We start from the raw sequence: 12,711 nt of genomic DNA, 5'->3' as shown, positions 1-12,711 counted from the left end.
CCCTACGAAACGACTAGAAGAGTTGAAACCTATGCTGGTCATACTTGTGTGTACACCCTAGCTTCTAAAAGGAGAGAAGAATGGAATCTTACTCCCCTTCCTTTGCAGGGAAGGGGCTGGGGGTTAGGTCTGTATAAAACTCAACCCAGAAGCGTCATGTTCCCCACTCCCCACGAAACACAAATTAAGACCTTAATATAACGAACAACAAACAGACCAATAATAAACCTAATAGCAACAGCAAACCCTGATTGCGTTTTACCCAAATTTTCACAGTTACTGCAAAACTGTTAGTATAACGCTGCTGTTCCAACTCTAACTTTGTCTCTTCAATATTTTGGTAGAGGGTACACTCTTTAGCGTAAGGACGCTGAGGAAAATTGCAAGTGTCATCAGCGTCATAGGTGCAGGTGTCGCACAGATACCCGTCCCCAGTGGTGCGGTGCAATGGAATACCGGGATGACCGTAAGCTTTGAGTGTTGTCCGGCAATAGGGACAACTAATAGCTTGATTATCAACGAGTTGATGGCAGTGGGGACAAGATACAGTAGCCAAAACCTTTAGCACAAATAGGTAAACACTTTGATTCTAGCCATTTACAAAGGTAATGGGGAAATAGATACGTAGCCTGTTAATTTTAAGTATGGCTAACTCTCAAAAGTGGTTATTTTAACAGTAAAAGTACTAATTTTATGATGATTTTTTAGATTTTTCTAAGTGATTTCCATCACTACAAATAATTAGGGCTATGCCATAATCGAGCAAATATGAGCTTTTGTCCCACGTTCAATAATTATTTAGAGGTATAAAAATATTGCCTTTTAATCCTGAGCTGTGCCGTAACGAAAGCGAAGTTGAAAGCAAACTTATAGTGCAATATTTGCTACCGCAGCTAGGTTATACTCCTGACACCTGGCATCAAGAAGTTGCCCTTGGTAGCATCCGCTTAGATTTCTTAGCATTTGCCGCACAAGTGATTCCCTTTGCATTAGATGCCAACTCACCGCTGAGTGTCGTCATGGAAGCAAAGCATCCCAAACAAAACTTAAATAATCATATCCTCCGACTTAGGCATTATTTAACCAGCTTGAATGTCAGGTATGGATTGCTGACTAATGGCAAAGAGATTAGAATTTATCAAAAATTACAATATGATATTCAATTAGTATTTCAATGCTCTGGGAAAGAAGTTGAGATCAAGTTAGATAAAATTAAAAGTTTAATTGGTAGAGAGAGTCTTAAAGAAGGACAGCTAGTAGATAAACCAGAAGTTGAAATAAATGAAATTAATTCAAATTTTGAAAGAAAGAGGAAACATTCAATGAAAACGATTGCAATCTACCATAATAAAGGCGGCGTTGGTAAGACTACTGTTGCAGTAAACCTTGCAGCAGCATTGAGTAAAAAAGGTAAAAGGGTACTTTTAATTGACATAGATTCCCAGGCAAATACTACTTTTGCTACAGGATTAATCAAATTTCAATTTGAAGAAGATGATAATTTAAGAGAGCGAAACGTATACCATTTATTAGAATCAGGAGATTTTAACTTTATTCCAGAAGTAGTACGTACATCTGATTATTTCAATAATCCAGAAATTGATGTTATTCCTTCACATATCACATTGATTCAATATCAGGACATCCTGAATAAAATATTGGCTAGTAGGAGCAGGCTAGTAACAAAACTAAAAAAGGTAGAAAATAATTATGATATTGTAATTATTGATACTCCTCCATCTAGAGATTTATATGCTGAAGTTGCACTGATTGCTACTGATTACCTGATAATCCCATCCGATTTGAAACCATTTGCTAACCAAGGTTTACCAACGGTCAAAAATTTTATTAATCAAATTAATGAATCCAGAGAAATTATGGGTAAACCGCCCATTAGTATAATGGGCGTTCTTGCTTCTAAAATCTCAACAAATACTAAATTTTTACAATACAATTTTCCTAAACAGAGAGAAGTAATTTCAGAGCGCTATCAACTGCCACTCATGGAAGCTGTAATTTATGACAGAACAGCATTATCAGAGTGTATGAATCAGACTATCCCAGTTGGAGATTTAGAATATCCTGACCCTAAGTCTATTATTAAATTTGCCGAATTAAAAACTTCTGCTCAAATTTCTGCTGAAGAATTTAATGTATTAGCAGATGAAGTTATCCGAAAAATGGGAGTTTATTAATGATTAATTTTTCTTTGGTGGATGTGAAAAGTATTGCTTCTAATGAACCTCGTTCAAATTTTGCAGAAGCTGATTTAGAGAACCTTGCAGATATAATTATAGAAACAGGAGGAATTATCAGACCATTAGTTCTGAAAGTAACAGGGGTAGAAAGCTATACGGTAGTTGATGGACATTTTGAATATTATGCTGCTGTCAGAGCAAGAGAAAAAAATCCTCGGCAAGGTGAAATGGTTAATGCTTGTGTCATTGCCCCAAAAGTAGAGGATTTAGTAGTAAAGCAAGTTGCATCTTTCAAAGGAATTGATTCTTCTGATAAAACAGTAACATCACAGCCTGAAACCAAAAAATTAGAACCACGTTTGGCAAATCTAGAATTACGTCTTGAAAAGCAATTTAATGAATTTAAGTCAGAATTTTTACAAGAAAGACAGAGAATAGATAGTCAGTTCAAGCAACTTGAAAACCTTATCCCTCAAAAGGGTGAACAGATTAATCCACTCAGTTTATTGAACTCTTTGGACAAAGACGAGTTATCTATAAAGTTACAACGCGCTAGAATTCGTGGGGCTGAAAAACTTGCAAAAGACATATTTGATGCTCGACGCAAAAAATCAAAGCAAGAGTTTGAAGATTACCGCGATGTAGTAAAATCTGTTAAAAACTTGGGTGATAAAACAATTTTGACTATTATTGATCAGTGGTCAAGAAGCTAGTAGTTAGTTAAATAAGTTCTTCGCGGTGTAAAACTCTGTATACCTTTCTCTGCGCCTTTGGGTGAGCCATTAACCACCAGGTACTTGATATAAAAAGGGGTACGCGGGCTGTGCCAAAGCATTCCCATAGCCTAACCCCGCACCTGTCGCAATGCATTAAACGCCTTACCTCGCAACCCAACTGGTAACAACGATAATCCTAAACCAGTCCAAGCTTTAGGAGTTGAAAAAGACTGTCCCGCCAAAACTAGCTCTCTGCCTTTTTGCGTTTCACCTTTTTCAATTAAACGCAAACCTAATAATAATTGCGTTTCAGTTAAACGATTTTTCCTGATTGTCTCTATTTTTTCAGACTCAAACTTATAACTTTCTAAATACCGGATTTTATCAAATAAATAAGGAATGGCTCTATTGATACCTTGCTGCTCTGCATGAGAGCGATATTCCATCAATAATTCTGGTAAATAATAACCTTTTTTTCCAGCCACCGCCAGACGCACAAATAAATCATTATCCTCACAATTTTGCAGATTTGGCTGCATATATCCTAATTCTTGCAATGTTTTACGGCGGAATAATGTTGCCCCAATTTGAAAGCTTTGGTGAATAAATACAACTTCTAACAAATTCTCTACAATACCTGCTGGTAAATTCTTCCTACCCCAGCGTTGAGAATTTTCTTGAGTTTTTGCCTCATCCCGCACATTGTTAATATCAATTATCCAATGGTCTGTACCAACAAAATCAATGCTAGAGTCTTGAGTGAGAATCGCTGCGGTACTTGCAAGAAAATCGGGTGTTAGGCGATCATCATCATCAAATTTAATAAAATATTCACCGCTGGCAGCATCAAAGCCAGAGCGCATATTATTACTTTTACCAATATTTTGCGGATGACGGATATATTTAATCCGGTGGTCTGTGTACTGTGACATCAACTCAGGTGTGCGATCGCTAGAACCGTCATCACAAACAATTAGCTCAAAGTCTTGCTCAGACTGATTCAGTACACTGTCAATGGCATAAGGAAGGAGATGAACACGATTAAAAGTAGGAATGCAAACAGTAATTTTAGGCATATTATATACTAATAACTGGACAAGCTAGAAACTTTAGATAAATTGCTAATTTAATGCATCTCCAATAAAGCTATATCCATTTTTAAAAATCCTTTTTATCTTCAAGTTACTGAGTAACGCAAATAATATTACCGTTACTTTCTAAGCTATTATTCCCAAATAATTAATAATCTACACATCTTTAGACTTTTTGCTGAGGGTAAGGAGGAAGTGATGATGATACTAAACATTACCTGTTGTTTGTCTGCATTGGCAAAACCCTTGTTGTGGTATCACTTCTCTGCAAAATGCCCTATGCCCTTGGGCATTCGATTAAAGTACATGGTAGTGTACCAGTAATGAGAATGTCTTAGATGCTGTCTAGAATGCGATTTGGGTTTGCATAAAGCAGTAGTGGTTGTCTCTCAACCAATTAGCAATAATGCACAGAGCAAAAATTTATTTCTTAACTTACATCAGCCCACAGTTATTCACTGATAAATAAACAATATTTTTAATTTAAGTATAAATTGTTGACGGCAAGATAATTGAAACCTAGCGAAACGCTGATGATCTCGTCCGAGTTCTTCAGCTTGGGGCGCGGATTGAGCCAGAAACGTCTGGGCAATAACTTTACCTGGTTCCCAGAGAAGACTATCCTCATAATCTTTGATTTGGCGGCGAGACGGCAGTCGCTTCTCCTAAGGGAGACGCTGCGCGAACAAGTCGGCACCAGACGCCAGTCACTAGATAAAGGAAACGGAAACCTCTCTTCTCCTAAGGGAGACGCTACGCGTAGCTTGCTTCCCCGTAGGGATACAATGCTGCCTGATGAATTGAGGGCTAAAAACGAAACGCCCCTTAATTAATGCTTGTTCCAAGCAAGTGAGGGAGAGGGGTAGTTGAGTTTTTAACGACTCAGAGCTTGCTTCTTAGAGTTGTCTATGATAGTTTGCTAACTAGTATAAAATACAGTAAGCCCATCCAGTTACCGGATTTTATTGAACACTATTGTTCATCTAGTTAAAGGAGTCTGGAGTTAAGAGTATCTAGGTACTCTATTAAATATATGACAAGCAGGAAAGAGATTCCCAGCGATTGAGAAGTCGATGCCTGGGATAAACCTAAATTTTTCAATTCATCCAGAGTATTTGTGATCAACGAAATGCCTGGTGCGATCGCTGTAAACAAAATCGCCAACGCTAGGGATGAAATACATAGATAGTCTGGGATGGAAGCCGCTAATTTAGCACTACAAATGCTCAACAGGCGTTGTCTCTTGTAAAACTGTATTGCACGTCTGGTATTAAGCACAAAAGTACGCTAAAGCCAAGTATTTGCAGAGGGTAATCATATGCAGATTGGACTGTTCCACCAAATGTGGGCTACTCCTAATATTGAAGATCGGGAATTTTTTGCTCAGACGATCGCCGATGTGCAATTGGCTGAAACACTGGGTTTTGAATCCTGCTCTTTTGGAGAACATCATTTTAGGCGAATGAGCATGTAAGGCAAACAATGGAGCTATTCGCCCAAGAGGTTGCCCCTAAGGTGCAGTTATCAAAACAACCACAGGCAGCCTAAGCAATTCAAAATTCAAAATAAATCTATAGCAGGCATCCTAGCTATTGACTTGATACTTTCATAAAGCTTAGGCAGCTGATCTTTAATTTCATGAACTTGGTAGTGAGGATAGCACCCTACAATGAATATACGTATGCAAACTATTCACAACCGTAAAGTCAAAGGTGGAGGCTAAACGTTGGCACAATTGCAAACACAACCTTTGGCTTTGTCAGGCTCTCAAAAAAATTGGGTCTTACTCGGTGTCGGACTTGGGGTATTCATGTCTACCCTAGATCTCGGCATCATCAATGTTGCTTTGCCCACATTGGTGCAAGCCTTTGATACCAGTTTCCCAACAACCCAATGGGCTGTATTGAGTTACCAGTTGGTTAGTTCCAGTTTAGTTTTGGGGGCAACGCGCCTGGGAGATATGTGGGGCAAGAAGTCCTTATATCAGGGGGGACTTGTTCTGTTTACTTTCAGTTCGCTATTGTGTGGTTTTGCACCTGGTATTGAGTGGTTGATCAGCTTTCGGGCCCTTCAAGGACTAGGTGCTGTGTTCATTTCTGGGCTTGGTTTGGCAATCATCACAGAAGTTTTTCCCTCTTCCGAACGAGGGCGGGCTGTTGGCATCATCGGTAGTGTAGTGTCACTGGGAATTGCTTTTGGCCCTTCTGCTGGCGGATTGCTTCTAAGCTTGTCAGGCTGGCATAGTATATTCTTCATCAATGTACCGCTGGGGATCATAGCTAGTTTTTTAATAGCTAGGGTAGTGCCACCTTCTGTACGCATTCAGGGCAAACAGAAATTTGACTTTTTTGGAGCCATATTGGCTTTATTGACTCTAGGTAGTTTTGGGCTGGGTATGACGTTAGGGCAAAGCCAGGGCTTTAGTAGTAGCAATGCATTGATATTATTAGCGATCGCCGCCGTGAGTTTTATGACTTTTTTGGTAGTTGAAGCGATCGTAGAGCAGCCACTACTAGAGCTAAACCTGTTTCGCAATCTTCAGTTGAGTATGGGTTTGCTAAGTGGCTGGCTAGCATTCACTGTTATTGGCGGTTCACTGCTGATCGTCCCTTTCTTTTTAGAAGGTGTCAAGCATTATCCGACGATAAAAGTGGGGCTGCTATTAGCCGTGTCGCCTGTACTTAGTGGGTTAATTGCCCCGCTAGCTGGAACACTTTCAGATCGCTTTGGCGGTCGAGTGATCAGTTCCATTGGGCTGGGGTTGATGATTGGCGGCTGTCTGGGGATCAGCACCTTTGATGCTAAAATTACTGAGTTAGACTATGTATCGCGTTATTTTATTTACGGCATTGGACTGGGTTTATTCCTATCGCCCAACAACAGCACTGTCATGGGAGCAGTACCGAGGGAGCGGCTAGGGATTGCTTCTGGGCTGCTGTCTTTGTCACGTACCTTAGGGAACACAGTAGGAGTTTCTCTAATCGGGGCAGTATTTGGAGCGCTAATTGCTAGTATGTCTGCGGGTGCAGATGTCTCTGTTGCCCCTCCTGAGGCGATCGTTGCGGGGTTCCAAGGAACTTTTCGCTTCGCAGCCCTAATACTTTGTGGGGCAGCAGTTGCATCCGTTTTGAGGAGCAGTAAGAGGCAGGGGAGCATGGGGGCAGAAGAGCAGGGGAGGAATAATTAATGCCCAATGCCCAATACCCAATACTTCAAAACCTCTGAGTACAAGCGCCCGATGTCCAATGTCCAATATTGAATTATCAATTACTAAGGAGTTAAATAAATGACAGGTAAATTAGAAGGAAAAGTAGCAATTATCACTGGAGCTTCAGCGGGAATTGGAGAAGCAACTGCGATCGCCTTGGCTTCAGTTGGAGCAACAGTAGTACTCGCTGCTAGGCGTGGCGATCGCATTCAGGCATTAGCAAAACGCATCGAAGCTAGTGGTGGCAAGGCATTGCCTATTGTCACCGATGTGACTGATGAAACCCAGGTAAATAATTTGGTGGCAAAGGCAAATGCAGAATTGGGAAGGGTTGATATTCTCGTCAACAATGCAGGGATTGCCTTACTCGGCACCATTGAAGCTGGAAATAGCTCAGACTGGCGGCGATCGTTCGACCTCAATGTACTAGGACTGCTATATGCTACTCATGCTGTTTTGCCTCTGTTGAAGGCGCAAAAATCGGGGCATATAGTCAATATTTCCTCAGTGGCTGGTCGGACAGCGCGGGCGGGCGTCGGTGTTTATAATGCTACTAAATGGGGTGTGAATGCCCTCTCCGAAGCATTGCGCCAAGAAGTCCACAAGGACAATATCCGCGTCACCATCATCGAACCAGGTTTGGTGGATACGGAAATTGATAACCAAATTACCGATCCCATTGCCAAACAAGGCATTGAAGAACGACGCAAGGCAATTACACCTCTGCAAAGCGAAGACATTGCTGCTGCGATCGTTTACGCCCTCACCCAGCCATCGCGCGTTAATGTCAACGAAATCCTCATCCGACCAACGGGACAAGAACATTAAAGCTAATCAGCTAATGATCGGGGCGGGGACAATGGATTGCCCAAGCTTTCGGGGAGGTGACTAATCCTTCGTGAACCGGAGTATGACGATCGGTGATGTAACGAGCTACAGGGTTATGTTCGAGCGACAATGCAACATTCAGGATAGCTTGCAGCTTGCGATCGCCGAAAAGCTGGTGGAAGAAGAAGATTCCTGATCGCTTAGTGGCAAAATATTCACTCAACTTTGGTGCTAAGTGCGATCGCTGATCTGGTTCATCTTTCACCTGATTGATGGCTTCATTCGCACATTTCTCTTTGGCAATTTGCTTGGTCAACGGGATGGACTGAAGTGCGATCGCGAACTGCTGTATCTCGGTGCGGTGCTACACGACTTGGGACTAAGCGATCGCTTTGATGGGGAACAGCGATTTGAAGTCGATGGTGCAGACGCAGCACAGGCTTTTGTTCTGGAGCATGGACTATCGCCAAAGAATAAAAGTATAGGCACAGAAAACTAAGATAAAATGTCGAAGCAGACTTTTTATCGCACAGCAAGCATTAAGTCCTTGCACTCTATTAGTTAGTTAAATGCTTGTTTGTTGTATCTAAAACCATTACACTACCTACAAAGATTCTAGCTGTCGCGTCGCACTTTGTTGTAGCTTCGCTATCTTTACCCCATCTAGAGTTTTACGAATATGGTTTCAGCCCCCTCAACACCCCAATCGGCAAAGCAACAATGGTTTAGTAACGACATCGCCATCCTTTGCTACTTTGGTCTGTTCAAACTCTTGCTCCATTTCTGCACCAATCAGCAATACGGCTACTTTGGAGACGAACTCTACTACATGGCTGCTGGCGAACACCTCGACTGGGGCTTTGCCGAAGGCCCTCCCCTCACCCCTGCGATCGCTAATTTCAGTCGGTGGATGCTGGGAGACTCCCTCTTTGCCATTCGTCTCTTTCCTGCCATCGCCGGAGCTTGCACCGTTATCCTCACTGGACTGATCGCCCGTGATCTGGGTGGAGGCAGCTTCGCCCAAGTCATCGCCGCGATCGCCGTTATCCTGGCACCGGGATACCTGTTTCTCCAGACCGTCCTGACAATGAATGCCTTTGAGCCATTGCTTTGGACATTATGCGGCTATCTCACCATCCACATCTAATACGGTTCAGTTAAGCATCTCTTTCTTGTCTCTGCGTCCTCTGCGCCTTGGCGGTTCGTTAAAAAATTGACTTTAACAGCAGAGTTTTAGCCTTAACTGAACCGTATTGGGTTAGGGAGGGGTATTTTTGTACTTCATTAACTTGCAATCTGCTTTAACTGAACTGTATTGGAGGGTAAAATCTTTAACCTAATTCCAAACAAGTGATGAATTTTCAAAATTATGGACGCTGTACTATTTGATATGAATAGTACTTTGCTGGATAACGAACTGCTAAGTGATATTTTTCTAATAAAGTTTTGTAATGAAATTGGCTTCGAGTTAACAGAAAACATCCTAGACAAATTTAGGGGTTCTGATGGTCGGACATTCTGGACATATCTATCTCAGCAGAGAATTTAATTTATCTCATAGTAAGCAGAATTTATCAAGGGCAGATTTAATTGTGAATGCTTACTCAGATGTTAATTTCCACAGCTTACAGCAATTATTCGACTCAGAAAGTTAGCTCATACTTGAATTTTGCTAAGTATACTAAGAAAGAAACTTTTCTGTGGAAAGCTTTCAATCACTTTTGCTTTTCACGCAATTAAATAAGAGTTTTATATTCTGATTCCTTGCTTTTTGAAGCAATAATTCTTACCTACGTTGGCGGACTCTCAAAATAGCACCTGAAACACCGAAAGCTAATATAGCCACGGGATAATTTGGTTCAGGAACTGCAATAATGCTCACTCTGTTGATGGCGAAAGCCCTATTTGACTCAGAAGTGCTGAAAACGAGTCGCGAGATGTTAGCAGTTTCACTGCGAATCCCAAGGAACAATGCCGAATTGTCCAATGTTACTGAAGAAGTTCCCGGTACTGAGAAAGTACCCAATAGGTTGTTGGCACTATCAAAAGCTGAGACAAATGTGTTGAATTCTAAAATATCGTCCACAGCTATTTGAGTACCAGCACCAAAAACAGGCTGATCAAAGCTAATGGTCAAAGGACCTGGGTTGCCAACGGCAGGAAAACCACTTCTTGGGTTGAAGCCTGTCAATAAAAGAAAATCGCCATCAGCGAAGTTAGTCGGAATACCTTTGGGTATAAAAGAGGTTTGAAAAACAAAAGGTGGCGTAATACCAGAATCATTAACTTGAGGTACAGTTACACCTAGAGCTAAACCCCCTTCGGATACTGCTGAAAAGGAGTTAGGCAAAAAAGCCGAAGGATCGGGAGCAAAGGGATTGAAGACTTTACCTAAACTTGACCAATCAATTCCGTCATTGCTTCCGAAAGTAGCACGACTAGTTACTAATGTAACTGCTTTAACTGGTAACGGGAGAACTGCTATTAGAGTTGTAATTGCTAGTTTGGTGGCAATTGCTGGTAAATATTTGATTGATAACTTTAATAATTGATTTGCTGCAAATGCCACAAAGCTTACTCCTTATATCGTGGATTGGTATCATCAAGATATTGCTATCTGTAGTTAGGCTTACTCTTAATCCTACGGAAAAGGCAATTATATGATAATTAATTTATCTTAAAGTTATAGTGAAATTACTGAAAATTTACATTATGTCACTCAGTCGTAGCGACCTTGAAGCCGGAAATGGACAGACAAGACTATTAGAAGCATCACACTCTGGAATAAAGCTAACTACCCTGAGTGAAGATGAGTTACAGCGATCGCTCGATGAAACACTACAACAACAACCACCAAATTCTGATATCTGGATATTTGCCTACGGTTCGCTGATTTGGAATCCCCTAATTACATATGTCGAGCGCCGTGCTGGGATCATTTATGGTTGGCATCGGCGCTTCTGTACATGGATGATCCTCGGTTACGGGACTCCAGAGAATCCCGGATTACTCTTAGGACTTGATCGGGGCGGTAGTTGTCGGGGTATTGTTTATCGAATTGCTGCTGCCGATGCACCATCCGAATTACTGCTGATTTGGCGACGCGAGATGTTAGCTGGTGTCTACGTTGCTCGTTGGGTAAGGATGTTTGATGGTACGCAGGAATTCAAAGCGATCGCCTTCGTTGCCAATCGTCAACATCCCAGGTACGCTGATCATATACCATTCATAACCACTGTTGATAGTATTGCCACCGCATCGGGAAAATTAGGTGACTGCGCTGATTATCTCATCAGAACTGTCGATGGATTAATCGCAGAAGGCATTAAAGATAGACAATTACTTTTATTACGCAAACAAGTGCTGGCAAAACAACAAACGCTTTTAGTTAATGACGGCTCTACTCGTTCGCCCTATGCAAAGGGGTGACATTTCAGCTTTGCTACAGCCTAATAGAACAGAAGGAAGGTTAGCAAACTATAACGAATCCTTTAAATTACCGCGCTATCACCATCGACTGTGGGCCTCGTGCAACCGTGATCGAGAAGTCAGTCTTTACCAGTTCTGTACGCTTGGGGTCAGCGAAATCACCTGTCAGTCTCCAGAAATCGACTGATCCGTTCGGCTTTGAGCGGTCAAAATGTGCAAAACACACCACAGCCAGAAAGCGACTCGTGTTGTCAAAGACAGCGGACTCAGGTAACATGCCGTCGAAGGGAAACTCTCCCACGCGATCAATGCTCCCGGTCTGCGGGTTCAGCCGGAGCAGAGAGACGGAGGAGAAGAAGCCTTGCTTGGGGTCATCCAATGGTTGCGCGCTGCGTTCCAGATTCGTCGTAGCGATCCAGCGCTGATTGGGGCTTATGGCTAAACCCTCTGGCATCACGCCAGTGTCTGCCCTCGAAACGAGAAGATGATGCGGGGTACCATCCGCAGCTGTGCTTTGTTCAAGCCGAATACTGGAAACGGTTCCACGAATATCAGTACCGAGCAGCATTGCGTTTACGATGGCAAACCGACCATCAGGGGTAAAACGCACAAGGAAAGGAGCGATGTCGAGGTTGACGGGATCGCCCCAGCTTGAGAGCGCTACGGTCTTTGAGGTCGTGTTTACCTGAACTAAAGACAGCCTCGGATGCTCGCTGTAGACCAACCCAAGGACATTTTTCTTTGGATGGAACTCCGCACTCACAAGGGCATCACCAGCCTCAGAACCAGGAATGCTTGGAAGGAAAGGCTTAGAGAGTTTCCCTTGTTGAAGACGATACATGGCCAGAAGCGGCTGCTTCCGTTGAGGCGTTTTCTTGAAGACGACGGCTACGAGTGTACCGTCTGCGTTGACTGACACAGAGAGGGGACTATCGAACCCTTTGATCTTCTGAACCACTTTCGGGTGATCCGGGTCGGAAAGATCGACGACCGTGATTGTGCGGCCAAGAGGAAGGTCACTCAGCTTGGCATCCTTTTGTTTGCTGGGACGTGGACCTTGCGTTTCGATCACGATGGCGTACCTGCCATCCGGTGTGAGGCCGATCGAAGAAGGGGGACCGATCACTGAATTTGTGACCTCCACCGGAATGGGTTTCATAGCAGCAGGGGACCGATCAAGCCGTATTACCGAGAGTTCATCGGGGCCGGCCATGGGACCGAGTTTCCCGTCGATATATGCA

13 protein-coding genes are annotated in these 12,711 nt (G+C 42.6%); 8 read left to right on the top strand and 5 right to left on the bottom strand.

The genetic code is table 11. The features are described from left to right. Nucleotides 1-184: 184 nt before the first annotated feature. Nucleotides 185-556 (bottom strand): zinc ribbon domain-containing protein, encoded by a 372-nt coding sequence (locus tag V7K35_RS10920; RefSeq protein WP_335078819.1) that lies wholly within the window; start codon nt 554-556, stop codon nt 185-187. 259 nt (nt 557-815) lie between these two features. On the opposite strand from V7K35_RS10920, the gene V7K35_RS10915 reads away from it, so the two are divergent. Both V7K35_RS10915 and V7K35_RS10910 read left to right on the top strand, forming a co-directional pair. Then, nucleotides 816-2,195, top strand: a complete 1,380-nt coding sequence (locus V7K35_RS10915) for an AAA family ATPase (protein ID WP_335078817.1) — start codon at nt 816-818, stop codon at nt 2,193-2,195. Then, nucleotides 2,195-2,911 (top strand): ParB N-terminal domain-containing protein, encoded by a 717-nt coding sequence (locus V7K35_RS10910; protein ID WP_335078814.1) that lies wholly within the window; start codon nt 2,195-2,197, stop codon nt 2,909-2,911. Before V7K35_RS10915 ends, V7K35_RS10910 begins: the two co-directional genes overlap by 1 nt. A 131-nt stretch (nt 2,912-3,042) precedes the next feature. Here V7K35_RS10910 and V7K35_RS10905 read toward each other — a convergent pair whose 3' ends face one another. Then, nucleotides 3,043-3,990, bottom strand: a complete 948-nt coding sequence (locus V7K35_RS10905) for a glycosyltransferase family 2 protein (protein WP_335078812.1) — start codon at nt 3,988-3,990, stop codon at nt 3,043-3,045. A 1,333-nt stretch (nt 3,991-5,323) separates the two neighbouring features. Here V7K35_RS10905 and V7K35_RS10900 point away from each other — a divergent pair. The 3 genes from V7K35_RS10900 (at nt 5,324) to V7K35_RS10890 (ending at nt 8,041) form a co-directional block, all read left to right on the top strand. Continuing rightward, nucleotides 5,324-5,479 (top strand): hypothetical protein, encoded by a 156-nt coding sequence (locus V7K35_RS10900; RefSeq protein ID WP_335078810.1) that lies wholly within the window; start codon nt 5,324-5,326, stop codon nt 5,477-5,479. 252 nt (nt 5,480-5,731) lie between these two features. Further along, nucleotides 5,732-7,192, top strand: a complete 1,461-nt coding sequence (locus V7K35_RS10895; RefSeq protein WP_335078807.1) for a DHA2 family efflux MFS transporter permease subunit — start codon at nt 5,732-5,734, stop codon at nt 7,190-7,192. A gap of 99 nt (nt 7,193-7,291) precedes the next feature. Further along, nucleotides 7,292-8,041: an SDR family NAD(P)-dependent oxidoreductase gene (locus V7K35_RS10890; RefSeq protein ID WP_335078805.1), complete on the top strand. Its 750-nt coding sequence runs from the start codon at nt 7,292-7,294 to the stop codon at nt 8,039-8,041. A gap of 10 nt (nt 8,042-8,051) precedes the next feature. Here the strand turns inward: V7K35_RS10890 and V7K35_RS10885 are convergent, their stop codons facing one another. Beyond that, on the bottom strand, nt 8,052-8,357 hold the full coding sequence (locus V7K35_RS10885) for a hypothetical protein (RefSeq protein WP_335078803.1): 306 nt from the start codon (nt 8,355-8,357) through the stop codon (nt 8,052-8,054). Between V7K35_RS10885 and V7K35_RS10880 the strand changes: the two genes are divergently transcribed. Next, on the top strand, nt 8,346-8,540 hold the full coding sequence (locus V7K35_RS10880) for a hypothetical protein (RefSeq protein ID WP_335078801.1): 195 nt from the start codon (nt 8,346-8,348) through the stop codon (nt 8,538-8,540). The genes V7K35_RS10885 and V7K35_RS10880 overlap by 12 nt on opposite strands. A gap of 180 nt (nt 8,541-8,720) precedes the next feature. Continuing rightward, a complete protein-coding gene (locus V7K35_RS10875) occupies nt 8,721-9,188 on the top strand; it encodes a phospholipid carrier-dependent glycosyltransferase (protein ID WP_335078799.1) in 468 nt (155 codons plus the stop codon). 639 nt (nt 9,189-9,827) lie between these two features. Here V7K35_RS10875 and V7K35_RS10870 read toward each other — a convergent pair. Next, nucleotides 9,828-10,610, bottom strand: coding sequence for a hypothetical protein (locus V7K35_RS10870; protein WP_335078796.1), 783 nt, complete (start codon nt 10,608-10,610; stop codon nt 9,828-9,830). 143 nt (nt 10,611-10,753) lie between these two features. On the opposite strand from V7K35_RS10870, the gene V7K35_RS10865 reads away from it, so the two are divergent. After that, nucleotides 10,754-11,470 (top strand): gamma-glutamylcyclotransferase, encoded by a 717-nt coding sequence (locus tag V7K35_RS10865; RefSeq protein ID WP_335078793.1) that lies wholly within the window; start codon nt 10,754-10,756, stop codon nt 11,468-11,470. 67 nt (nt 11,471-11,537) lie between these two features. On the opposite strand, the gene V7K35_RS10860 is transcribed toward V7K35_RS10865, so the two are convergent. Beyond that, nucleotides 11,538-12,629, bottom strand: a complete 1,092-nt coding sequence (locus V7K35_RS10860) for a hypothetical protein (RefSeq protein WP_335078791.1) — start codon at nt 12,627-12,629, stop codon at nt 11,538-11,540. Between the last annotated feature and the right edge of the window lie 82 nt (nt 12,630-12,711).

The organism is Nostoc sp. (assembly GCF_036917275.1).
Lineage (GTDB): Bacteria > Cyanobacteriota > Cyanobacteriia > Cyanobacteriales > Nostocaceae > Nostoc.
This window is presented reverse-complemented; position numbering and strand designations above follow the sequence as displayed.